This is a genomic window from Ruegeria conchae (assembly GCF_000192475.1).
GTDB lineage: Bacteria > Pseudomonadota > Alphaproteobacteria > Rhodobacterales > Rhodobacteraceae > Ruegeria > Ruegeria conchae.
In genome coordinates this window covers 1-23,476 of the sequence record NZ_AEYW01000007.1, presented here as the reverse complement: position 1 = coordinate 23,476, position 23,476 = coordinate 1, and the positions used below count along the sequence as shown (strand labels likewise).

Annotated in this window: 24 protein-coding genes; 8 read left to right on the top strand and 16 right to left on the bottom strand. The window is 57.1% G+C overall.

Going from position 1 to position 23,476, the window contains the following annotated elements; all coding sequences use genetic code 11:
• The first annotated feature begins 18 nt into the window (after positions 1 to 18).
• From G7G_RS0109090 to G7G_RS0109080, 3 genes are all read left to right on the top strand, one after another.
• Entirely contained in the window at positions 19 to 936 is a 918-nt protein-coding gene (locus tag G7G_RS0109090; RefSeq protein WP_010440682.1) for a DnaJ C-terminal domain-containing protein, read from the top strand.
• On the top strand, positions 933 to 1,277 hold the full coding sequence (locus G7G_RS0109085; RefSeq protein WP_010440680.1) for a hypothetical protein: 345 nt from the start codon (positions 933 to 935) through the stop codon (positions 1,275 to 1,277). The genes G7G_RS0109090 and G7G_RS0109085 overlap by 4 nt, the downstream gene beginning before the upstream one ends.
• 63 nt (positions 1,278 to 1,340) lie before the next feature.
• Complete coding sequence (locus tag G7G_RS0109080) at positions 1,341 to 2,993, top strand: peptidase U32 family protein (protein ID WP_010440679.1); 1,653 nt, start codon at positions 1,341 to 1,343, stop codon at positions 2,991 to 2,993.
• A gap of 3 nt (positions 2,994 to 2,996) precedes the next feature.
• Here G7G_RS0109080 and G7G_RS0109075 read toward each other — a convergent pair whose 3' ends face one another.
• The 5 genes from G7G_RS0109075 to G7G_RS0109055 all read right to left on the bottom strand — a co-directional run bounded on the left by G7G_RS0109075 (position 2,997) and on the right by G7G_RS0109055 (position 6,469).
• Positions 2,997 to 3,620, bottom strand: a complete 624-nt coding sequence (locus G7G_RS0109075; protein ID WP_010440677.1) for a cytochrome P460 family protein — start codon at positions 3,618 to 3,620, stop codon at positions 2,997 to 2,999.
• A gap of 225 nt (positions 3,621 to 3,845) precedes the next feature.
• Complete coding sequence (gene rlmN, locus G7G_RS0109070) at positions 3,846 to 5,033, bottom strand: dual-specificity RNA methyltransferase RlmN (protein ID WP_010440676.1); 1,188 nt, start codon at positions 5,031 to 5,033, stop codon at positions 3,846 to 3,848.
• A 77-nt stretch (positions 5,034 to 5,110) separates the two neighbouring features.
• A complete protein-coding gene (locus G7G_RS0109065; RefSeq protein ID WP_010440675.1) occupies positions 5,111 to 5,488 on the bottom strand; it encodes a lysozyme inhibitor LprI family protein in 378 nt (125 codons plus the stop codon).
• A 100-nt stretch (positions 5,489 to 5,588) separates the two neighbouring features.
• A complete protein-coding gene (locus G7G_RS24520) occupies positions 5,589 to 5,759 on the bottom strand; it encodes a hypothetical protein (RefSeq protein WP_010440674.1) in 171 nt (56 codons plus the stop codon).
• 176 nt (positions 5,760 to 5,935) lie between these two features.
• Positions 5,936 to 6,469, bottom strand: a complete 534-nt coding sequence (locus tag G7G_RS0109055; RefSeq protein ID WP_010440673.1) for an invasion associated locus B family protein — start codon at positions 6,467 to 6,469, stop codon at positions 5,936 to 5,938.
• A 179-nt stretch (positions 6,470 to 6,648) separates the two neighbouring features.
• Here G7G_RS0109055 and G7G_RS0109050 point away from each other — a divergent pair, with 179 nt between their 5' ends.
• Entirely contained in the window at positions 6,649 to 7,647 is a 999-nt protein-coding gene (locus G7G_RS0109050) for an asparaginase (protein ID WP_029621866.1), read from the top strand.
• A gap of 3 nt (positions 7,648 to 7,650) precedes the next feature.
• Here G7G_RS0109050 and G7G_RS0109045 read toward each other — a convergent pair whose 3' ends face one another.
• The 3 genes from G7G_RS0109045 to G7G_RS0109035 are packed head-to-tail and all read right to left on the bottom strand — an operon-like array spanning position 7,651 to position 8,739.
• Entirely contained in the window at positions 7,651 to 7,971 is a 321-nt protein-coding gene (locus G7G_RS0109045) for a YciI family protein (protein WP_010440670.1), read from the bottom strand.
• Positions 7,972 to 7,993: 22 nt separating this feature from the next.
• A complete protein-coding gene (locus G7G_RS0109040; protein WP_010440668.1) occupies positions 7,994 to 8,422 on the bottom strand; it encodes an SRPBCC family protein in 429 nt (142 codons plus the stop codon).
• On the bottom strand, positions 8,410 to 8,739 hold the full coding sequence (locus G7G_RS0109035) for an ArsR/SmtB family transcription factor (protein ID WP_010440666.1): 330 nt from the start codon (positions 8,737 to 8,739) through the stop codon (positions 8,410 to 8,412). The genes G7G_RS0109040 and G7G_RS0109035 overlap by 13 nt, the downstream gene beginning before the upstream one ends.
• A 136-nt stretch (positions 8,740 to 8,875) precedes the next feature.
• On the opposite strand from G7G_RS0109035, the gene G7G_RS0109030 reads away from it, so the two are divergent.
• Positions 8,876 to 9,703 (top strand): hypothetical protein, encoded by an 828-nt coding sequence (locus G7G_RS0109030; RefSeq protein WP_010440664.1) that lies wholly within the window; start codon positions 8,876 to 8,878, stop codon positions 9,701 to 9,703.
• A 30-nt stretch (positions 9,704 to 9,733) separates the two neighbouring features.
• On the opposite strand, the gene serB is transcribed toward G7G_RS0109030, so the two are convergent.
• From serB to hutI, 5 genes are all read right to left on the bottom strand, one after another.
• Positions 9,734 to 10,609 carry a phosphoserine phosphatase SerB gene (serB, locus tag G7G_RS0109025; protein WP_010440661.1) on the bottom strand — a complete coding sequence of 292 codons (876 nt, stop codon included), beginning with the start codon at positions 10,607 to 10,609 and terminating at the stop codon, positions 9,734 to 9,736.
• Positions 10,610 to 10,677: 68 nt separating this feature from the next.
• Positions 10,678 to 12,360 carry a urocanate hydratase gene (gene hutU / locus G7G_RS0109020; RefSeq protein WP_010440659.1) on the bottom strand — a complete coding sequence of 561 codons (1,683 nt, stop codon included), beginning with the start codon at positions 12,358 to 12,360 and terminating at the stop codon, positions 10,678 to 10,680.
• Position 12,361: 1 nt separating this feature from the next.
• Positions 12,362 to 13,153, bottom strand: a complete 792-nt coding sequence (gene hutG, locus G7G_RS0109015) for an N-formylglutamate deformylase (protein WP_010440656.1) — start codon at positions 13,151 to 13,153, stop codon at positions 12,362 to 12,364.
• Positions 13,153 to 14,688, bottom strand: a complete 1,536-nt coding sequence (hutH, locus tag G7G_RS0109010) for a histidine ammonia-lyase (protein WP_010440654.1) — start codon at positions 14,686 to 14,688, stop codon at positions 13,153 to 13,155. The genes hutG and hutH overlap by 1 nt, the downstream gene beginning before the upstream one ends.
• The gene (hutI, locus tag G7G_RS0109005) at positions 14,685 to 15,890 is read right to left on the bottom strand and encodes an imidazolonepropionase (RefSeq protein ID WP_010440652.1); all 1,206 of its coding nucleotides are present in this window, start codon (positions 15,888 to 15,890) and stop codon (positions 14,685 to 14,687) included. The genes hutH and hutI overlap by 4 nt, the downstream gene beginning before the upstream one ends.
• 81 nt (positions 15,891 to 15,971) lie before the next feature.
• Here hutI and G7G_RS0109000 point away from each other — a divergent pair, with 81 nt between their 5' ends.
• The 3 genes from G7G_RS0109000 (at position 15,972) to G7G_RS0108990 (ending at position 19,620) form a co-directional block, all read left to right on the top strand.
• The gene (locus tag G7G_RS0109000; RefSeq protein ID WP_010440650.1) at positions 15,972 to 17,327 is read left to right on the top strand and encodes a formimidoylglutamate deiminase; all 1,356 of its coding nucleotides are present in this window, start codon (positions 15,972 to 15,974) and stop codon (positions 17,325 to 17,327) included.
• A gap of 3 nt (positions 17,328 to 17,330) precedes the next feature.
• Entirely contained in the window at positions 17,331 to 18,035 is a 705-nt protein-coding gene (locus G7G_RS0108995; protein ID WP_010440649.1) for a GntR family transcriptional regulator, read from the top strand.
• A gap of 67 nt (positions 18,036 to 18,102) precedes the next feature.
• Positions 18,103 to 19,620: a malonate--CoA ligase gene (locus G7G_RS0108990; RefSeq protein WP_010440647.1), complete on the top strand. Its 1,518-nt coding sequence runs from the start codon at positions 18,103 to 18,105 to the stop codon at positions 19,618 to 19,620.
• Between the two features lie 3 nt (positions 19,621 to 19,623).
• Here G7G_RS0108990 and G7G_RS0108985 read toward each other — a convergent pair whose 3' ends face one another.
• The 3 genes from G7G_RS0108985 to G7G_RS0108975 form a co-directional block, all read right to left on the bottom strand.
• Positions 19,624 to 20,352 carry a metallophosphoesterase family protein gene (locus G7G_RS0108985; protein ID WP_029621865.1) on the bottom strand — a complete coding sequence of 243 codons (729 nt, stop codon included), beginning with the start codon at positions 20,350 to 20,352 and terminating at the stop codon, positions 19,624 to 19,626.
• Between the two features lie 124 nt (positions 20,353 to 20,476).
• Positions 20,477 to 22,072 carry a phosphoglycerate dehydrogenase gene (gene serA, locus G7G_RS0108980; protein ID WP_010440643.1) on the bottom strand — a complete coding sequence of 532 codons (1,596 nt, stop codon included), beginning with the start codon at positions 22,070 to 22,072 and terminating at the stop codon, positions 20,477 to 20,479.
• A gap of 57 nt (positions 22,073 to 22,129) precedes the next feature.
• Positions 22,130 to 23,284 (bottom strand): phosphoserine transaminase, encoded by a 1,155-nt coding sequence (locus tag G7G_RS0108975; RefSeq protein ID WP_010440642.1) that lies wholly within the window; start codon positions 23,282 to 23,284, stop codon positions 22,130 to 22,132.
• Between the last annotated feature and the right edge of the window lie 192 nt (positions 23,285 to 23,476).

Below are 23,476 nucleotides of genomic sequence, written 5' to 3'. Positions count from 1 at the left end.
ACATCGACGAGAGGCAATATGAGCGACGATCCCTATTCCGTTCTTGGCGTCGCCAAAGACGCCAACGATGCCGAGATCAAGAAAGCCTACCGGAAGATCGCGAAGGAGTGTCACCCGGACCTTAAGCCGGGTGATGCGGAAGCCGAAGCCAAGTTCAAAGCCGCTGCCGCTGCTTATGACCTGTTGAAAGATCCCGAAACACGCAAACGCTATGACAATGGCGAGATCGATGCGTCCGGTCAGGAACGTCCACGGCAGCAATATTATCGGGACTATGCCGAAGCTGCAGGCAACCCCTATCGCGGGTATTCGACCGAGCAAGACGACATGTCCGACATCTTCGCCGAGTTCATGCGCGGGCGGGGTGGTTATGGCCAACGAACACAAGAGTTCCACGCGCCAGGGCACAACCTGAATTACTCACTGCATATCAGTTTTCTGGATGCTGTATTCGGCGCCAGCCAAAAGCTGACCCTACCGAATGGGAACCGGATTGAAGTGAAGATACCGGCGGGCATCACGACCGGTCAAACCATCCGCCTGCGTGGCAAGGGAGCACCGGGATATGGTGAAGGCCCTCCTGGGGATGCGCTGGTCACCATCTCGGTCACGGATCATCCGGTGTTTGACCGTCAGGGCGATGACATCCATATTACGTTGCCCATCACCATTGACGAGGCGGTATTGGGCGGCAAGGTCCAAGCGCCCACCATCGACGGGGGCGTCAATGTCAGTGTCCCTGCAGGGACCAGCAGCGGCAAAACCCTGCGCCTGCGTGGCAAAGGGGTCAAGAAGCGCGGCTCGTCCGATAGGGGTGATCAGTTCATCGAACTGACCGTCGCAATGCCGGACATGGTAGACGATGAATTGAAGCAATTCATGGAGACATGGCGCGAAACCCACAGCTATGATCCGCGCAAAGGAATGCCGTCATGAGCCGCACATTGACCGAAGCCGAACTGATCGAAACCATCGCCCGCCTGACTTCGGATCGCCTAACCGAATATCTGGCAGCTGAGATCGTGATCCCCGAGCAATCGGAGCAAGGGCTGCGATATCAGCGCATTGACGTTGCCCGACTGGAACTGGCATGCGAGCTGCATGACCAATACGATATGGAGGCCGACGCACTGTCGATGATGATCTCGCTGATCGACCAGATGCATGGGCTGCGCGCCGAATTGCGCGAGGTGCTGAACGCGGTCGAGGCGCAACCGGAACCTGTTCGAAAACAACTGATCGAGGTCATCGGCACAGCGCGGTTCAGTCGCAGGTAACGGGGTTTTGGGCACAGGGGTTTTGGCGTAGAAGACGCCCTTGATCCTTAGCCCGGTATCTCTATGACCCAGTCCAGATCCGAATTGCTGATGCCTGCGGGCAATCTACGCAAGTTAAAACTCGCCATCCTATATGGCGCGGATGCGGTCTATCTGGGCACACCGGATATGTCGCTGCGCACGAAATCCGAGTTCTCGCTGGAAGAGGTAATCGAGGGGGTCGAGTTCTGCCATAACCATGGCCGGCGCGCGTACCTGACGCTGAACCTGTTCTCGCACAATAAGGACATTCCGAAGCTGGACGAATACATCGACACTGTCCGCAAGGTGAAACCTGACGGGCTGATCATCGCCGACCCCGGAGTGTTCCAATACGTCCGCGAACGGGCACCGGAACTGCCGCTGCATATCTCGACGCAAGCCAATATCTGTTCGTGGCTGTCGGTGAAGTTCTGGCAGGATCAGGGGGCTGAGCTTGTAGTACTGGCGCGCGAAGTCTCATACCCCGAACTGGTCGAGATTCGCGAAAAATGTCCCGACATCAAGCTTGAGGCATTCGTCCACGGCGCCATGTGCATGACCTATTCGGGCCGCTGCCTGCTATCGAACTTCATGGCCGAACGCGGAGCGAACCAAGGCAACTGCGCCAATTCCTGCCGCTGGAATTATGGTCTGAAGCTGCGCCTCAAAGATGGCACGCATCAGGAGCTACGCATTACCGACGAAAACGCCGACCTGTTCGAGTTCTTGTTGGAAGAAGGCTGCCGCCCCGGCGATTTAATGCCCATCGAAGAGGATGACCGGGGGTCCTACATCCTCAACTCGCGCGATCTGTGCATTATGCCGAAACTGGATGAATACCTGAAGATCGGCGTCGACAGCCTGAAGGTCGAAGGGCGCGGCAAGTCGGAATACTATGCTGCCATCGTCGCGCGCGCCTATCGCATGGCTATCGACGATTATCACGCCGACCCCGAGAACTGGGACCCGAAACCTTACATGCGTGAGCTCGAAACCGTCGGGAACCGAGGCTACACGCTGGCCTTCCACGAAGGCCGACTGACAAACTACGCCCATGACTACGAGCACACTGCGTCTATCGCGCAGTGGGAATATGCGGGGATCGTCACCGAGGTGATTCAGGATGCCTTTCTGGTTGAGGTGAAAAACAAGCTGGAACCGGAGGACGTGTTGGACTTCGTCTCTCCGATTTCACGCGAGACGGTTCTGTTACGAGTCTATGACTTTGAACGCGCCCAAGATGGCGCGAGACTAGACGTGGTGCATGGGAGCACTAAGACAATTATCCGCCTGCCATTCACGCTGTTCGATCACGAGGATATCGAAGATTTACGCGCGCGTTTCCCTGTCTACTCGGTCCTGCGCAAGGAACGCGCCCTGACGGACGAACACTGGAGCCGCATTCGGTTCGACAAGCTGGTGCAAGGGGTGGAGACCACGGGTCGCGACAACGCCAAAGCTTATGCGCGCCGCCGCGATGAACTGATTGAGAAGATCGGAGAAGACGGCAACGAACGTCGCTTCAAAACCAATCGCATCGGAACCGAAGGGTGTTGCGGCAAAGGCTGCAACGGCTGTTTGATCTTCTGGCAGGATGAGAAATACGCGCGTGCACGCGAGGTTCTGTCCAAACGCAAGCAGGGTGAACAACTTAGCCGCCGTGAGGCCACCGAACTGAGCTTACCGGCAAGCTGAAGTTCAGTTCTCGACGCGATACTCTTCAGGTACGTAAAACGTATAATCCCTGTCAGCAACGGCCTCGTGGCAGACATGGCAGTAATCGACCTCGGACGCGCGAAAGCCCATCGTGTCGCCAAACAGTGAACCATCCGGCATCACCATGATATATCGCCAATCTGCTGTCTCAGGGTTGGTACCCGCCGGTAGTTTTTCCATCACGAACAAGGCACCCGGATGCACGTTACCCTCGTCGGTGACTGTCATGCTGTCTTTGGCCAGAACCGAGCCCACAGGCAACAGCTCACCTTCCTGCAAGGTTCCGTAATTATGCGCCATGCGATTGGCGTAGCTGTTGACATAGCGCTGCCCATGGGTGGCCGAGATATACGGCGCATCGTTGAACAGCGGCCAGGCTTGATAGTTCAAAAGCACGTCCAACTGGGCTGCGGCATAGCCTCGTTCCATGCGCCGGGACAGAGATTTGTAATGAGCCTGAGCATCTTCCTTGGACAGATCAGCCGGGTTTTCAATGGCCAGATGAGCATCCTGATCGTTGTTCTGTGCATTTCCCGCAACAGAAATAAGCCCCAATACCGCAATAAACAGCACGATCTTAACGATCGGCAGGTGTCTTGTAATCATTCTATGGCCTCCCTGACTGATCAGTTCGCCGAAATGCCGCATTAAGTTCGAAAAATGATAGCGGCCTTAAATAGTGTTGCCAGCACCGCCCCAGCAACTTCACCACTTTGTGTTTGCTAGTGACCCCCCAACCAGAGCAGATGCCCCTTAGACATAGCAAATTCTGAATGCCAAAACAGCATTCAATTTATTAAGTTTATCGTAGTGGCGGACAATCTGCGGAATCTAACGGTTCAGGCCAGCCTCGGCCTCAATCTGCTTGCGCGATTTTCGGGCGCGTTCGGTGGCCGATTTCAACTGCCCGCAGGCAGCCATGATATCCTCACCGCGCGTTTTGCGGATGGGTGAGGCATAACCCGCCTGATAGATGATATTGGCAAAGGCTCGGATGCGATTGTTCGAGCTACGCTTGTAAGGCGCACCGGGCCATTCGTTGAACGGAATCAAGTTGATTTTGGCCGGAATCTTATGGCGCTTGATGTGCTCGATCAGTCGATGCGCGTCCTCATCGCTGTCGTTCACGCCATCCAGCATCACGTATTCAAACGTAATTCGCTCGGAGTTCGAGGCATTGGGGTAGCTGGCCAGTGCCTGCAGCAGCTCTTCGATGTTCCAGCGCTTGTTGATTGGCACCAGCACGTCGCGGGTTTCATCGGTTGTGGCGTGGAACGAGATCGCCAATAGGCAGCCAATTTCCTTGGCGGTACGTTCAATTTCAGGCACCACACCCGAAGTCGACAGGGTAATACGTCGGCGCGACAGAGAAATTCCTTCGGGGTCCATGGCAATCTTCATTGCGTCACGGACATTTTCAAAGTTATAGAGCGGCTCGCCCATACCCATCAGCACGATATTCGACAATAGCCGTGTCTCGTCTTTGGGGGCACCGGGTGTCGGCCATTCCTCAAGATCGTCCCGCGCCATCATGACCTGCCCGACGATCTCTGCCGCAGTCAGATTGCGCACCAGTTTCTGTGTACCCGTATGACAGAATGAGCAGGTCAGCGTGCAGCCGACCTGAGACGAGATGCACAGCGTACCGCGATCTTCTTCGGGGATGTAGACGACCTCTACTTCGTGCCCTCCCGCGATGCGACACAGGTATTTGCGTGTGCCGTCCTCGGACACCTGACGTGTCACGACTTCGGGGATTTCGATTAAGAAATTCTCGGCAAGTTGTGCCCGATAAGCTTTGGCGAGGTTGGTCATCTCACCAAAATCGCGCACACCCCATTGATAGATCCACTGCCAGATCTGGCCGGTGCGCATCTTTGCCTGCTTTTCCGGTGTACCATGCTCAATCAGCACATCGCGCAATTGATCACGGGTGAGGCCAACAAGGTTCACCTTCCCCTCGGGCAATTTGCGGGGGATGGTCATGACATCTTGAGTGATCGGCGCTTTGGGCGACATGTGGCTATCTCAATGGATTCTGGCTTGGGATGCGCCTCTATATAGGAACGCGCACAAAGATCAAAAGAAATCGTGCATCAATTTGCATAGCGCAGCAATTCGTCAACACGTGCCCGCCCAAGATCAACGCGGCACGCAGTTATGGCAATGCCGGTGCCTGATCCACCACCAAACGACGCACCCACCGCTTCGCACTGTGCATCGCGATAAGCTGTCCACGCGTTTTGCGATGCCTCCAGCGCGGGCGTGGCAACAGCGCGGCCGGTGACGTCATCCAGTTCCCTTGCAGCGCCAAGTGCCAAGGAATAGCTGGAGTCTATCGCGGCATTCACGCGCGTTTCCATGTCCGAAACACAAGACCCAATCTCAACCTGCGATCCGGCGTCGATACACTCCAGTGTTGGGTCCGCAACTGCGGACATGGGAAACAGCAGAAAAACAATAGCCCATCGCATACCTCGATCCTCCTGACAGAGACACCTGTCTATCACAGATCAAAACCCACGCCCAATCAAGTTGGACCGCCAAGGCAGAAACCTCAGCGGTCCATTTTTATCAGTTTACTGCAGGTGGGATGTAACAATCTTCTGCATCCAGAGTTTTTACGGGATCTTCCGGTCCACATTGCTCACCCGTAATTGGATAAGTTTCCGCTTCCTTCTCGCATCCTGCAAGGATCACCGAAGACGCCACCAAAAGCGCGGACAGATATTTGTTTGGATTCATTGCCAACTCCTCAAATTGGTCTAAACTGATTAGTTCAGAAATTTGAGAAGTCGGCTTTGACACGGATCAAAAACACATTCTGACGTTGGATAAATTTCCAATAAACCCAAAAGATCTACCCATACGTAGAAAACCCCGCCGGATAGCGGGGTTTCGAGGTCATATCTGTGTGCACTTTAGTTCGTGCAGCGCTTTTCAGCGTCTTCGATCGCGGCCGTGAAACCCAGCAATGAGAACGTATCTTTGGTTTGTGTTCCACGTTCCGAACGGGCAGTCAGCACGGCTTCGCTTCCGCGCTTCATAGCCGTGACGATCTTGGCATCGTCCGAGGCAGTTGCAGGCCACGCCCATTCGCCATCCGTGAACAGTTCGAATTCGCTGCCATCGACAAGTAGATTGACAGTCGATCCAGAGGCAAACGGATAGCCGCCGGTAAAGGTCACTTGCCCTTTGACCTCAGCATTTGGGCGGTAGAACACAAACAGCAGGATATCGCTGCGCCGCACGGAAACGACGCGACCACCGCGTGTGTTCACTGTTTCCTTGGGCGCGGAAACGCTCCAGCATTCGGTGGGGTCTTCTTCGACAAACACGCTCCAATCGGTCTTTGCCGCGACGCGGTTCGTACTAGTCGCCTGCTGAGCGATTGCCGTTGTCGCCATTCCTGCCATACACAGGCCCGCGATCACGCGAACGAGCTTTAGTCCCATCTGTCCAGCCTCCTAGCCCGACCTAATACCTCATACCCATCGGACATGCGTGCGAACCCTGCCGGTTCGTCTGTTCAGTTGCGTATTCCGATGATTGTCGACATACACACACTAACGCAGGTTTCGCCACAGGCGAAAGGGCGATTGGCAGATTTTTGCGCATGATTTATGGGGTGGACATGACACAAGCCGTACCGATGACAGAACTCTGGCGCGGATCGCTATTAGAGAGCCTGCATCTGGGTCACGCAGTGATCTGTGACGATCGTGGTCAGATCGTGCGCAGTTGGGGGGATCCGAACGCGATAATCTACCCCCGATCCTCGGCCAAAATGATCCAGGCCCTGCCGTTGATCACCTCGGGTGCGGCGGCGAAATACGGTTTGAACAGCGAACATCTGGCACTGGCCTGTGCCTCGCATAACGGGGCGCATATCCATACCGATCGCGTGTCCGCATGGCTCGATCACCTCGGCCTGTCCGAGCTCGATCTGCGCTGCGGTCCGCAGGAACCCGCTGACATGGCAGCCCGAGACGGACTGATCCTGGCGGACGATACGCCCTGCCAGATACACAACAATTGCTCAGGCAAGCATAGCGGGTTCCTGACATTGGCACAGCATATGGGCGCCGGGCCGGAATACTTGGAAATCGACCATCCAGTTCAGCAGGCCTGTCTGTCTGCCATAGAAGAAACCACAGGCGAGACCAGCCCAACCTATGGGATCGATGGTTGCTCGGCCCCAAATTTTGCGACGTCACTGGTAGGGCTTGCACGATCGATGGCTTGGTTTGCCTCTGCCGCAGACCGTTCTGATCGCTCCAGCGAAGCGGCGGTGCAGCTTACGGCGGCGATGGTGAAGCACCCTGAACTTGTCGCCGGAGAAACCCGCGCCTGTACCGAATTAATGCGCGCGATGAATGGACGCGTGGCAATCAAAACAGGGGCCGAAGCCGTCTTTGTCGCCATCATTCCCGAGAAGAGGATGGGTGTGGCGTTGAAAATCACCGATGGCACGACCCGCGCCAGCGAATGCGCCATCGCGGCCATTCTGGTAAGCTTGGGCGTGCTGGCGGCCGATCACCCGGCCACCCGCAAATTCATGAACGCTACGCAATACAGCCGTCGCGGGCTGGAATGTGGTGTGATCAAGCCAGCGCCGGACTTCCCCGGCTAAGACTTACATCTCGATCTCGTGCACCTCGGCCACTTCGACCGAGCCTGAGCCGTTCACCACCATCGGGCAGCCCTTGGCCATCGCGGTTGCGGCTTCGATGCTATCAGCCTTTACAACCGTAAACCCCGAGGCCGGATTGGCGCCGCCATTATCTTCGACCCCGCCTCTGCTGACCGTATAGGATTGACCCACGGGGTTTCCGGGAACCTCCAGCGAACCGCCAATGTCCTGAAACCATGCACCCCAGGCGGCCATGGTCGCCTCGACCTCGGCGGGATCAGTTGGGGTGTGGCCCCCGTGATAAACAAACAAATATTGGGGCACATCGCTCCTCCCTGATGAAAACCTAATTGCAAAGTGCTTCGAGCTTGCGCAGCGAAGACGTCCAGCCTTCGTTGTGGTTCGTGGCCGACTCGGCATCAACAAGCTCGCGATGATCGACCACCAGCCGTGATCCGCTGTCGGTCGCGGAAACCGAAAAGGTCACATGGCTTTCGGCACCGCGCTGATCCTGATCGTCGTGCCATGCCCATGTAAATCCAACCGATTTTGGCCGATCGATATGGGTGACGTGCCCCGAAACCTTGAATTGCTGGCCCTCGCCATTCTGCATCACCGAATACCACGGACCAATGCGCGAAAAATCGAGATCATGTTCCGGCACATGCAGACCCTCAGGCCCCCACCACTTCAGCAGCTTTGCGCCATCGCTAACCCATGCGAACAGGTCCTCGGGGCTGACGGGAAAATCTCGTTCCAGTTTCAGGTCGGCCATGAGTTCTCCTTTTCAATAAGTTCGCCCAAACGGTCGAGGCTGCTTTCCCAAAATTGTCGTTTCGAAATCGTCCACTCGGCAATTGCGCGTAGACCCTCAGGCTGCACCGAATACATCCGCTGCGTGCCGCGCACCCGTTGTTGCACCAACCCGGCCTCGCGCAGGACCTTCAGGTGACGCGAGATCGCAGCCCCTGACATGCCTTTGCCTTCAATCAGGTCGCCGACGGGCAGCTCGCCTTCGTCCATCAGTTGCTCAACAATCGAGAACCGAGTGGCATCAGACAAGGCGGAAAATGCGGTCAGCAGTGGCGTCATAAGTCTACTATTTAATTTTTTGGTTAAATAATCAAGTGGCCGGTCTATTCGATTGGGTTTCGCTGATAAATCCCTAGCTTGCACCGGAAGATTCCACGACTTATTGCTTAGGAAAGAGTGGAGTTAAGAAACCAATATGGCGACCGTCAGATTTCTTCTTTCAACGGGTCGAACATCGACACAAAATCTGGCGTCGATACTGGCAGATTCATTGCCTCAAGTTACCGTTGAGCATGAAGGAATCGGCCCGGATTATCATTCCAGAAGGGTATTCCGTCGCCCACGGAATTACTTTGGCGTTCTTGGCAAACATGTGCAGATCCAGCGCAAGCTGATCGAGATTGAAGATCTTCTTGCGGAAGACAAAAGCTACATCGATGTAGGTTGGACAAGTTACGCATGGCTGCCCTATTTTGCGGCGCGCTTTGGTGAATCTCTGCGATTTGCGCATCTAGTTCGAAATCCATTTAGTGTCGCCGCGTCTCACGCCACCCATGGGATATTTGTTCCAAATGTCTCCAGAGGTAGGCGCACGGAAAGAATTGCTGCAATTCATCCGAACGACCCAACTGTCTATCACAAGAATGTGGCTGAGAATGCTGAGACCTTCTCGCCATTCGAGAAAAACTTGTTCAATTGGCTTGAGATCAACCAATTCGCTTTAGAACAGCACGATGTGCCAGGATTTTCGGGAATTTATAAGTTTGAGGACCTATACGCGGCTAACGATCCAAAGTTGAAATTATTTCTGAACAGGTTCGCCGGTCCGGCCCAGTACAACGTTTCGTCACCGCCTGTAGATAAAGTACAGCGAATCCTGCGAACAGATATTGGAGAGATTCAAGAACCGCTTCTGAACGCGGTACTAAACTTGGCCATCAAACTTGGTTATTCGACCACCGAACTTGAAGCATTTTGGGACCCGGTAGCATTGCAGCAAAATTACTCTGCTCGCAGGCTTTGAGCAACCAAATTGAAAGGTGAATATACGCGATCAGTAGCGATGAGACGCCTTAGCATATCCCTGCAAATATAACAGAGCAGTCAGATCGCCGTGATTTACGCGGACATCACATTCGGCAGCGACCGAGGGCTTGGCGTGCAGCGCTACACCCGTGCCCGCGCGGCCCAACATTCCCAGATCATTGGCCCCGTCACCAACGGCGATTGCATCACTTTCTGAAATGCCAAGGCTGGCCGTTATCTGCTCCAATGCCTCAATTTTGGCCTGTCGCCCAAGAATGGGCCGCTTCACGTCGCCGGTAAGCTTGCCATCCTCAGCCAGCAATGTATTCGCCCGGTTCTCATCGAACCCAAGCTCTTCGGCGACCTTGGCTGTAAAAGCGGTAAAACCACCCGATACCAAAGCGGCGTAGGCACCATTCGCGCGCATCGTGGAAAGTAAGGCCTTACCGCCGGGCATCAGCGTGATCCGTTCCTCAAGAACCTTGCCGATCACGCCTTCATCCAGCCCCTTCAACAGGCCGACGCGCTCGGTCAGCGCACCTTCGAAATCCAGCTCGCCATTCATCGCGCGTGCGGTGATGTCCTTGACCCGATCGCCCACACCAGCCTCATCAGCCAGTTCGTCGATGCATTCCTGCTGGATCATCGTGCTGTCCATATCGGCCAACAGCATCTTTTTCCGGCGACCTTCGGCCTTTTGCACGACCAGATCCACGCCCATCTGCTGCAAGTCGGCCCATACGTCCCAGCGATTGTCGGGAATATGTCGCAAGGAAAACTCAGCCGCCTCATCGGGACACAGCCAGTTCGCATCACCCCCGCCCCAAGCATTCCGCAACGACTCGACCAGCGTTGCCTCTAGCGAAGGGGTCGCTGGGTTGGTCAGCAGAGTGGCTACGTACATGTCAGGCCTCCGAGTTGCGCACCCGCGAGATATCGCAGGTGCAGCATTTTCACCAGAGGCAGTTTGGCCTAGCCCAGAATACCTGGCAGCCGCAGCCCATGTTCGCGGGCGCAGTCTTTGGCGATCTCGTACCCCGCATCCGCGTGGCGCCACACGCCCGAGGCGGGATCGTTCCACAACACCCGCTCCAGGCGCCGTGCGGCATCTTCGGTGCCATCTGCACAGATCACCACACCTGCGTGCTGGCTGAAACCCATGCCAACGCCGCCGCCATGATGCAACGAAACCCATGTCGCACCGCTCGCCGTATTGATCAGCGCGTTCAGCAGCGGCCAATCCGATACCGCATCCGATCCGTCCAGCATCGCCTCCGTCTCGCGGTTGGGGCTGGCTACCGAGCCCGAGTCCAGATGGTCTCGTCCAATGACAACTGGCGCTTTCAGCTCGCCATTGGCTACCATTTCGTTGAAGGCCAATCCGGCGCGATGGCGATCGCCGAGGCCGATCCAGCAAATACGTGCGGGCAGACCCTGAAACGCGATGCGTTCCTGCGCCATGTCCAGCCAGCGATGCAGGTGTTCGTTCTCGGGAAACAGCTCCTTCATCTTGGCGTCGGTCTTATAGATATCCTCGGGGTCACCAGACAGGGCGCACCAGCGGAAAGGGCCGATGCCCTTGCAGAACAACGGGCGGATATAGGCAGGGACAAAGCCGGGGAACGCAAAGGCATTCTCCAAGCCTTCGTCCTGCGCCACCTGCCGGATGTTGTTGCCATAGTCGAGCGTCGGAACGCCCGCGTTCCAGAAATCAACCATCGCAGCCACATGCTGTTTCATCGACGCACGCGCAGCCTTTTCAACCGCTTTGGGATCAGTCTCACGCTTGTCCTTCCACTGTGCCATGCTCCAACCGATCGGCAGGTACCCATTGATCGGGTCATGGGCGCTGGTTTGGTCAGTGACGATATCGGGGCGCATGCCACCGGCCTGCATCCGCGCGTAAATCTCGGGGAACACCTCCGCCGCATTGCCCAGCAGACCCACAGATTTCGCCTCGCCCGCCTTTGTCCAGCGGTCGATCATCTCAAGCGCTTCGTCCAGCGTTTCGGCTTTTTCGTCGAGATACTTGGTTCGCAGGCGGAAATCGATCGAGTCCGGATTGCACTCAACTGCCAGACAACTGGCCCCGGCAAACACCGCTGCTAGAGGCTGTGCGCCACCCATGCCGCCCAGACCACCGGTCAGAATCCACTTGCCAGTAAGGTCACCGCCATAGTGCTGACGACCTGCCTCGGCAAAGGTCTCATAGGTGCCCTGAACGATGCCCTGCGTACCGATATAGATCCACGAACCAGCCGTCATCTGGCCGTACATCATCAAGCCCTTCTTATCGAGCTCGTTAAAATGATCCCAATTGGCCCAATGCGGCACGATGTTCGAGTTGGCGATTAGAACGCGCGGTGCATCTTTATGAGTACGGATGATCGCCACCGGTTTGCCCGACTGGACAATCAGGGTTTCATCCTCTTCGAGATCCTTCAGCCCTGCGACGATCCGGTCGAAATCGTTCCATGTCCGCGCCGCGCGACCGATGCCGCCATAAACCACCAGCTCATGTGGGTTTTCGGCCACGTCCGGATGCAGGTTGTTCATCATCATCCGCAATGGTGCTTCGGTCACCCAGCTTTTTGCGTTCAGTTCAGGGCCGGTGGGCGGATAGATATCGCGGGTATTCTTGCGAGGATCGGTCATGTCAAAGCTCCAATGCGGTGTCTTGGATGGCGTCGAGAATATCCACCAGCCAGCGGCGCAGACGGCTGGCTTTCTTCTCGTCAAACGCCCACGGAGGGGTTTCGGTGGAAAGATACGTGGATTGCGCCAGCTCCATCTGGATCGCGTGCAGGCCTTCATTCGGGCGGCCATAGTGGCGGGTCGTCCAGCCCCCTCGGAATCGCCCGTTCAGGACGGTGCTGTAAGGGGAGGAATGCGAAAATTCGTAGGCCGCAGCCTCGATGCCAGATGCGCAGGTCACCCCACCATCGGTGCCGATGTTCATATCCGGCAGGGTGCCTTCGAACAGGAACGGGATCTTGCTGCGGATCGAGTGGCAGTCAAACAGGATCGCAACCCTGTGTTTTGCGCGCACCCTTTCAAGCTCTTGCTCAAGCGCGTTGTGGTAGGGCGCGTGGTAAGCGATGCGTCGCGCTTCAATCTCATCGGCTGAGGGCTCCTGTCCTTCTGCCCAGATCGTCTGACCGTCAAAATCGGTCAATGGCACCAGTGTTGTCGTATTCTGCCCCGGATATAATGATGCGCCCGCAGGGTCTCGGTTGGCGTCGATCACATAACGGTGGATATGGGATTGCACGACCGTCGCATTGGCCACCAGCCCATCGTAGAGCTTGTTGATGTGCCAATCCGTATCCGCCAGATTTTGCCCGTTCGCGTTCAATCGCGCGGCAATGTCGTCAGGTACAAACGTGCCGCCATGCGGCTGTCCCAGAACGATAGGCCCATCGCCACGCTGAACGCTGAAAACCTGCATCACGACAGCTCCGGCATAGTCAGAGCAGCCGCCTGTAGAACAGCGCCGCTTTCGACCAACGACTTCGCCGACTCCAACTCGGGCGCCAGATAGCGATCATCGCCTAGCGACGGAATATCCTCGCGCAAACGCCCAACGACGCTGATCAGCGACTTGCTGGTAGCCAGAGGCGCACGGAACTCGATGCCTTGTGCGGCACAGAGCAGTTCGATCCCCAAAATATAGTTCAGATTATCCACCATCCGGCCCAGCCGCCGCGCCCCGTGCGCAGCCATCGAGACGTGGTCTTCCTGGTTGGCCGATGTGGGCGTGCTGTCTGTCACGCAGGGGTTGGCCAGGTGCTTGTTTTCGCTCATCAGAGCGGCCGTAGTGACCTCGGCGATCATCAGGCCCGAGTTCAGCCCTGGCTCTGGCGTCAGGAATGGTGGCAGATCAAAGCTGAGCGCAGGATCGACCATCAGCGCAATCCGACGCTGTGCGATCGCTCCAATTTCAGACAGGGCCAGTGCGATCATATCCGCGGCAAAGCCCACCGGCTCGGCGTGGAAGTTCCCGCCCGATACGATGGTATCCGGATCGGTCAAAACCAGTGGATTGTCGGTGGCCGCGTTGGCCTCGATCACCAGTGTTGCGGCAGCTTGCCGGATTACGTCCATCGCCGCTCCCGTCACCTGTGGCTGGCAACGAATGCAGTATGGGTCCTGAACGCGAGTATCCCCATCGCGATGGCTTTCGCGGATTTCAGAGCCGTCCAGTGTGGCCCGCATCGCCGCTGCTGCCTCGATCTGGCCGCGATGCCCCCGCAGCGCGTGAATTTCGGGCTGCAGAGGGGCGGTGGATCCCATGATTGCATCCGTCGAGGCCGCCGATATCACCAGTGCGTTTTGCGCCGAACGCCAGCCTTCGAACAATCCAGCCAGCGCAAAGGCGGTCGAAAATTGCGTCCCATTGATGAACGCAAGACCTTCCTTTGGACCAAGCTGAATCGGCTCTAACCCGGCTGCCCTTAAAGCTTCGGCACCCGGCATAACGGAGCCGTTTACCTCTGCCTCGCCCTCCCCGATCACCACTGCGGTCATATGCGCCAAGGGCGCCAGATCACCTGACGCGCCGACCGAACCCTGCGCCGGGATCACGGGCGTCACACCTCGCGCCAGCATTTGTTGCAGCAATTCGACAAGCTCCCAGCGAACCCCTGACGCCCCGCGCCCGAAGGACAGCAGCTTGAGCGACATCATCAGCCGCGCCAGACGACGCGGCACCGCAGGACCCACCCCGCAACAGTGGCTGAGGATCAGGTTGCGCTGCAGGGTCGAGGTGTCCTTGGCCGCAATCTTATGGCTCGCCAGCTTACCGAAGCCGGTATTCACGCCATAGACGGGCTCAGTCCCTTCGGCGGCTTGCGCTATACGAGCCGCAGCGGCGTCTACCTTGGGTCGGCAGGCATCATCAAGCGAGATCGCAGCCTCGGTCCAATAAATCTCAGCCAATTGATCCAGCGACACCTGGCCCGGAGTGAGCGGTAGGGGAGTCATTCCTCACCTCCAAAGATACGTTTGTGCAGCGGGTTGAAACCGATGCGATAGGACAGTTCGGCCGGATGGGAGATGTCCCAGACAGCGAGATCAGCACTCAAACCGGGTGCGATCATGCCCGTATTATCCAGACCCAAGGCGCGGGCCGCGACGCGGGTGACACCTGCCAGGGCTTCCTCGGGCGTCATGCGAAACAGGGTGCATCCCATATTCATCGTCAAAAGCAGAGAGGTCAGCGGTGATGACCCCGGATTGCAATCGGTCGCCAGCGCCATTGGCACATTCTGCTGGCGCAACATCTCAACTGGCGGTATCTGCGTCTCGCGCAGCGTGTAGAATGCGCCGGGCAGAAGGACCGCAACCGTTCCGGCGGTGGCCATGGCGGCAACACCGTCGGCGTCCAGATATTCAATATGATCAGCGGAAAGAGCCCCGTAGGCTGCGGCCAGTTTAGCCCCGCCGAGGTTAGACAGCTGCTCAGCGTGCAGCTTCACCGGCAAGCCAAGCTCTTGCGCGGCAACAAAAACCCGTTCGATCTGTGTGGGGTCAAAGGCAATGCCTTCGCAGAACCCATCCACCGCGTCCACCAGTCCTTCGGCATGGGCCGCGCGTAGGGTCGGAATGCAAACCTCATCGATATAGGCATCGTCGCGGCCCGCATATTCTGGCGGAGTGGCATGTGCGCCCAAAAAACTGGTCTTAACCCGAACGGGTCGCTCCTGCGCAATCCGGCGCGCGGCACGCAGCATGCGCAACTCGGTTTCGGTATCCAACCCATAGCCGGACTTCACTTCGATGCAGGACACACCTTCGGCCAACAGCGCATCCACGCGCGGAAGAGCGCTTGCAAGCAGCTCATCTTCTGTTGCCGCCCGCGTGCCGTTTACGGTCGACAGGATGCCCCCGCCCGCGCGCGCGATTTCCTCGTAGGTCGCTCCGTTTAGGCGCATCTCGAATTCAACCGCGCGGTTGCCGCCAAATACTACATGGGTGTGGGCATCAATCAGCCCGGGCGTGATCAGTCGGTCACCAAAATCAACACGCTGCCAATCAGCATAAGCTGCAGGAACTTCAGATTGGAGGCCCACCCATACGATATGCGATCCTTCGACGGCAATCGCGCCATCCTCAATCATCCCATAGGGCTGGTCGCCCCCCATGGTGGCCACCTGTTTGCTGCAAATTACGGTTTTTTTCGTCATGGCGATTCTTTTGGGCTCCCCCTGCGCTTGATTTTTTCGTATACGGGTAAATACATAAAGTCTACACAAAATGGAATTGCGATGACGGTTCATGCCAAAACGGCCCTGTTAGGCTCTGACTGGGTTAGCGATCTTCGGGTTGAAATCGAACACGGCCGGATCACGAAGCTGGAACACGGGAAAGACGCCCATCCAAGCGACACCCGTGTCGATGTCCTGCTTCCCGCTTTGGCCAACCTGCACAGCCACGCCTTTCAGCGCGCCATGGCCGGTATGACCGAAACCCGCGCTACCGGGCGCGAAAGCTTTTGGACCTGGCGCACCCTGATGTACCGCTTTCTGGATCGCCTCACCCCTGAGCACATCGAAGCCATCGCTGCACTGGTTTTCATGGAAATGCAGGAGGCCGGGTATGCCTCGGTCGGGGAGTTTCACTATGTCCACCAACAACCCGGCGGTGCGCCCTATACGCAGCTTTCCGAGCTGAGCCAGCGCATCTTTTCAGCAGCAAGCCAAACCGGGATTGGCCTGACGCATCTGCCGGTGCTCTACACCTATGGCGGCGTCAAACAAGAGCCGCTGGCAGGGGGTCAGTTACGCTTCAGCAATGATGTGGATCGGTTTTTGCGGCTTACTGAAGAGTGCCAACCACTGCTGCCCCACGCAGATAGTCAGATTGGCATCGCGCCGCATTCCTTGCGCGCAACCTCACCGGATGACCTGCATCAGGTGCTCGAGGCAACTCCTAACGGTCCGGTGCACATCCACATCTCTGAGCAAGAGAAGGAGGTCGCGGATGTCGAGACCGCTCTGGGTCAGCGTCCGGTGGATTGGTTGCTGAACAACGCGGACGTGAACGAGCGCTGGTGCCTGATCCACGCCACCCACATGACCGATGATGAAACCCGCGCCCTCGCCCAATCCGGAGCGGTGGCAGGTCTCTGCCCGATCACCGAGGCCAATCTGGGCGATGGCATCTTCAATGGGGCTTTCTATACCGACGCCGGAGGTGCCTTTGGTGTCGGATCAGACTCGAATGTACGCATTTCACTGCCTGAGGAGTTGCGGACGCTGGAATATTCCCAAAGGTTGCGTGACAAAGCGCGCACGGTTTTGGTGCGCGGCGAAGGATCGGTTGGTCAGGCTCTATATACCGGGGCCGCACGAGGTGGAGCGCAAGCCCTTGGGCGCGCGGCTGGAAATATAGCTGTGGGTCACCTTGCCGATCTGGTCGCAATCGATCGCAGCCACCCAACTCTGTGCAGTCTGCGCGACGATCAACTGCTTGACGGGCTCTGCTTTGCGGCGCCAGACGGAACTGTGACCGATTTGTGGTCTGCCGGGCGACATCAAGTGTGCGGCGGGCGGCACATCGCTCGCGATGCGATCCTGACCAATTATCGCGCGGCGATGAGTGACCTGCTGGCGGAACTTTGAATCATGACCCAGACAAGCGATACCACCAGCTACAAAGACATTAAGCAAACCGTCCTGCAACGCATCCGATCCGGCGAATGGCAACCGGATGCCCTGCTTCCCAATGAGCAAGAGCTTGCGGTGGAATTTTCGTGCACCCGCACCACAGTCAACCGTGCGCTGCGGGAATTGGCGGATGAAGGGTTTCTGGAAAGGCGTCGAAAGGCGGGCACCCGGGTTCTCAGCGCTCCGCAGCGTCAGGCACGATTCACCATTCCTCTGGTCCGTGATGAGATTGAAGCTGCGGGCGGCACCTATCGCTATGCTCTGGTATCGCAGGAAACACAGACCGCTCCCGATTGGCTGACGGCTCGTCTGGCCCTGCGCGTGGATCAGCGAGTCATGCATGTGCGATGCATGCATTTTTCCACCAACACACCCTTTCAGTTCGAGGACCGCTGGATCGTGATCGACAGCGTACCGCAAGTGGAACAGGCCGATTTCTCAAGTATCGGACCGAATGACTGGCTGGTGCAAACCGTCCCGTTCACAAATGTCGAGCTGACATTTCTAGCCAGCCGCGCTGACGCCACATTGGCCGGGTTTTTGGATGTGTCCGAAGGAGAGCCCGTCTTTACGGCAGAGCGCATCACATGGCTGCAAGGTCAGCCGGTGACCTTCGCCAAAATGTACTTTGCAGCGGGCTACCGGATGTCCACCGAATTCTGATTTTCCGGGCTTTACCCCCCGCCATTTACGAGACAGAATTCCAGCGTCGGATGGAAAGGAAACCGGGATGGGCAACCCGCTTTATGATCGTTTGTTTGGCATTCATGCGGGCAAGGATACGCCGTTTCTGCATCTCGCCGATGGTCAGACACTGACCCATGCCGCGTTTCTGGACATGGCCGCCCGTTTGGCCAATGCGCTGACCGGACTGGAACTGGAACCTGGCGACCGTGTCGCAGTGCAGGTGGAGAAGTCCGCCGAAGCACTGGCGCTTTATGCCGCCTGTGTCCAGGCGGGGCTGATCTTTCTACCCCTCAACACGGGCTACACGACGCAAGAGCTGAGCTATTTCATCGAAAACAGCGGCGCATCTCTGGTTGTCTGCGATGCAGCTAATGCGGCAGGGCTTGCTGATATCGCACAAAAGAACAACGCCCGGTTAGAGACGCTGAACGCGGACGGTTCGGGCAGCCTGACACGGCGTGCGTTGGGGATGCTTCCTGCCTTTGAACCGGTCCGCCGGACCGAGGACGATCTGGCCGCTTTCCTCTATACGTCGGGCACGACGGGACACTCGAAAGGGGCGATGCTGACGCAAGCCAATCTGCTATCGAACGCGGAGACTCTGGTAAACGAGTGGCGGTTTACCAACAGCGACGTGCTGCTCCACGCACTTCCGATTTTTCACACGCATGGGCTGTTTGTTGCGACCAATGTCATGCTCGCCTCGGGTGGATCGATGATCTTTCTGCCGAAATTCGATCTGGACGACATGGTGCGCCTGATGCCGCAGGCGACAACGATGATGGGCGTGCCTACCTTCTACACCCGGCTGCTAAGCGACGACCGGTTCACGCGGGAGCTGACGCAGGATATGAGGCTGTTCATTTCAGGATCGGCACCTTTGCTGGCAGACACGCATGTTCAATTCGAAGACCGGACCGGCCATCGCATTCTGGAACGCTACGGAATGACCGAAACCAACATGAATACGTCAAACCCATACGACGGCGAGCGCCGCGCAGGAACCGTTGGATTTCCCTTGCCAGATGTCGAATTGAAGGTCACGGACCCTGAATCGGGGGAGACTCTGCCAAGTGGTGGAATCGGGATCATCGAAGTACGCGGCCCCAACGTGTTTCAGGGCTATTGGCAAATGCCCGAGAAAACCGCCGCCGAACTGCGCGAAAATGGGTTCTTCATCACCGGTGATCTGGGACGGATCGACGAGGATGGATATGTCCACATCGTCGGACGCGGGAAGGACCTGATCATCTCAGGCGGGTACAACATTTACCCTAAAGAGATCGAGCTGCTGCTGGATGAACAACCCGGCGTGCTGGAGAGCGCGGTGATCGGCGTACCCCACCCGGATTTTGGAGAAACCCCGGTTGGCATTCTGGTTCCGACCCCCGGTCAGACGCCTGATATCGAAGCGATCATGGATACGATACAGGGTGCTTTGGCCCGTTTTAAACATCCCCGCCAACTGATCCTGCTTAACGAACTACCGCGCAATACCATGGGCAAGGTGCAAAAAAACATCCTGCGTGACCGCTGCAAAGACCTGTTCACAGAGTCCTGATCGTCAGGGCAAAAGCGCAACGCGGCCTTTATCCGTCAGCAACCAGCAATCCCGACCTTCAAACACCGCAACGCCTATCGGGCGGCCATACCCTGCACCGCTATCCAGATTGATGCGATTACCATAATGCGTCGCCCGATCCACAGGCGTATGTCCATGGACGATAAGCTTCGGATGCGGGCCACGGTGATTGTGAAAGCTCTGCCTGATCCACACCAGATCATTTTCCCGTTGTTCGCTCAGCGGTATTCCGGGCCGGATGCCTGCGTGAACAAACGCAATCTCTGGCGTTTGATGCATGGCCACGAGCCCCCGCAGAAACATCCGATGCGCCACAGGAACCGCGCCCCGTGCAATGGCATGTAGATCCTCTAGGCGCGTCTGCTGATCGAAGAACACGTCATAACTTTGAAGTGTTTCGACACCACCCAACCGCTCGTGCAGCCAATGATATCCTACCAACATATGCGGATCGTGACGTGGCACATCCTCCAGAAACCACGAAAACATCCGGTCATGATTGCCTAGCAGGGTGACCCAGCGCCTGCCCGCATCACGTCCTGCGATCAAACAGTCAATGACGCCCCTGCTATCTGGGCCTCGATCGACGTAATCACCCAAAAATACGATTTCGGCGTCCGGACCACCATCGTGCTCAATCAGCGACAATGCGCGGTCAAACTCGTCCACGCGCCCGTGCAAATCACCGATTGCGTAGATCGGGTTGGTCATCTGGTTCCCCTCGGGCATCTGCGATTGCTGCACTTCTGACGCAAATACGACTCTTTGAAAAGGCGGTGCCCGCGCTTTGCATAAGCCCGGGCATCAATCTGTTTCAGAAATTCAACAGCGACACTCAGGCCACCTCAAACTCCAGTGGCTTGATCTGGGTAAACAGACCGGTTTCCGCCAGCTGCGCGCGCGCTTCAGCCGGAACTGGTTCGTCGACGTATAACAGCGCGATCGCTTCGCCTCCCGCCTCAGCACGACCAAGGGTAAAGTTCGCGATGTTCACACCATGCGTGCCCATAGTTTGCCCCAAGGCACCGATGATACCCGGCACATCCTCGTTGGTGGTATAAAGCATGTGGGCACCAACCTCGGCATCGATATTGATGCCTTTGATCTGAATAAAGCGCGGCTTGCCGTCACTGAACACGGTTCCCCCGATCGAACGTTCGCGTTTCCCGGTCACGACGGTCACCTTGATATAGCCTTCAAAGGCTCCGGACTTATCCTGATTGGTGGTCGAGATTTGAATCCCCCGCTCTTTGGCCACGACCGGAGCAGAAACCATATTCACTTCGGGGTTGAATTTCTTCATGATCCCAGCGACCACCGAACAGTTCAGAGCCGCCAGGTTCATCTCGGCCGCAACGCCATCATAAAGGATGTTGATCGCCTTAATCGGTTCGTCCGTCATCTGACCAATGAAACTGCCCAAATGGCCGGCCAACTTGATCCACGGCCCCATGACCTTGGCCTCTTCTGCCGTAACGCTTGGCATGTTCAGCGCGTTTTCTACCGCGCCGGTCAGCAGGTAGTTCGAAATCTGCTCGGCCACCTGCAACGCCACGTTCTCCTGCGCTTCGGTCGTTGCCGCGCCAAGGTGAGGTGTGCACACAACATTGGGCAGATTGAACAGCGCGTTCTCTTTGGCAGGCTCCTCGCTGAACACATCAAAAGCCGCCCCAGCGACATGTCCCGACTGCAACGCCTCCGCCAGCGCGTCTTCGTCGACCAAACCGCCGCGCGCGCAATTGACAATGCGCACACCGGGTTTGGTTTTGGCAAGGTTCTCGCGGCTCAGAATGTTACGAGTCTGGTCGGTCAGCGGCACGTGCAGAGTAATAAAGTCAGCACGTGACAGCAGCTCGTCCAGCTCGACCTTTTCAACGCCCATCTTGGCGGCTTTCTCTTCGCCCAGATAGGGATCATAGGCGACAACCTTCATCTTTAGCCCCAGCGCACGCTCGCAAACGATGCCGCCGATATTACCCGCGCCGATCACGCCGAGTGTTTTGTTGGTCAGTTCGATCCCCATGAACTTGGATTTTTCCCACTTGCCAGCATGGGTCGAGGTGCTGGCCTCGGGAATTTGCCGTGCGACCGCGAACATCATCGCAATGGCGTGCTCGGCGGTGGTGATCATGTTTCCAAACGGCGTGTTCATCACGATCACGCCTTTTTTTGAAGCCGCATCCTTGTCGATATTATCGGTGCCGATCCCTGCACGGCCGATGACCTTCAGCTTGTCGGCTTTATCAAGAATGGTGGGCGTGACTTTGGTGGCCGAACGGATGGCGAGGCCGTCATACTGACCGATCACCTCGGCCAATTTGTCTTTGTCCTTACCCAGATCGGGCATGAAATCCACATCAATGCCGCGATCACGGAAGATCTGTACGGCGGTTTCGCTGAGTTTGTCAGATACGAGTACTTTGGGGGCCATATCTTTGGTCCTTGAATTGTATGGAAGCGCCGGGCCTTGGGTGGCCCGGCAATAACATCAGGCAGCTTCAGTCTGCGACGCGATCTCGGTCTCGAAGGCCCATGCGAGCCATGGCAACATCGCCTCGATATCCGAGGTCTCGACCGTGCCACCGCACCAGATGCGCAAACCCGCAGGGGCATCGCGATAGGCACCGATATCCAGTGCGATGTTTTCGGCTTCGAGCCGTTTGGCCACGGCCTTGGCAAAAGCCGAACCATCCTGAATACGCGCGTCGGTGAACTTAAGACAAACTGAAGTGTTCGAACGTGTCGCTGCGTCCTCGGCCAAATTGCCGATCCAGTCGTTTTGATCGCAGAACGCATGCACCGCACCCGCATTGGAATCCGCACGGGCGATCAGGCCTTGCAAGCCACCAACCGAGCGCGCCCAGTCCAAAGCGAACAAGTAGTCTTCGACCGCCAGCATCGAGGGCGTGTTGATCGTTGCTCCGGTGAAAATGCCCTCGATTAGCTTGCCCGCCTTGGTAAGTTGGAAAATCTTCGGCAATGGCCATGCCGGGGTATAATTTTCAAGCCGCTGAACAGCGCGGGGCGACAGGATTAGCATCCCATGCGCAGCCTCTCCACCCAGCACTTTCTGCCAACTAAAAGTGGTCACATCCAGCTTGTCCCAAGGCAGATCCATCGCAAACGCTGCCGAGGTCGCATCACAAATCGTCAGACCCTTACGGTCCTTGGCAATCCAGTCGCCATTCGGCACCCGCACACCCGAGGTGGTGCCGTTCCAGGTAAACACAACATCATTGGAGAAATCGATAGATGCCAGATCAACGATCTGACCGTAATCGGCGGTCTTCACCTCGGCATCGATCTTCAGCTGCTTTACAACGTCAGTGACCCAACCAGAACCAAAGCTTTCCCAGGCTAGCATCTCGACCTTGCGTTCGCCCAGCAGAGACCACAACGCCATTTCAACCGCGCCAGTGTCAGACGCAGGAACGATACCGATGCGGTAGTCAGCAGGTATGCCCAAAATCTCGCGCGTGCCTTCGATGGCTGCCTTCAGCTTGCCCTTGCCGACCGCAGCACGATGCGAACGACCCAAGGCAGCATCCGCCAGTTTGGTCAGATCAAATGTGGGGGGTTTGGCACAAGGGCCCGAGGAAAAACGCGGATTGGCCGGCCGCGTCGCCGGTTGTTCGATTGTCATCTGTATTACCCTTCCAGATACACGCCCCTCGTTGGGGAGGGGTGTCCCACGGGCAGAGGTACGGGGCCTTCGCACCTGCAGCAAGCAGAAAAGACGCTTCGCTGGGTAAAAACGACATCTAAAACAGGCTCAAATCAGAACACAGGTTTCCGATTGGCGAAACCCCCGCTTTTTTGGCGGGGGTTTTGAGAA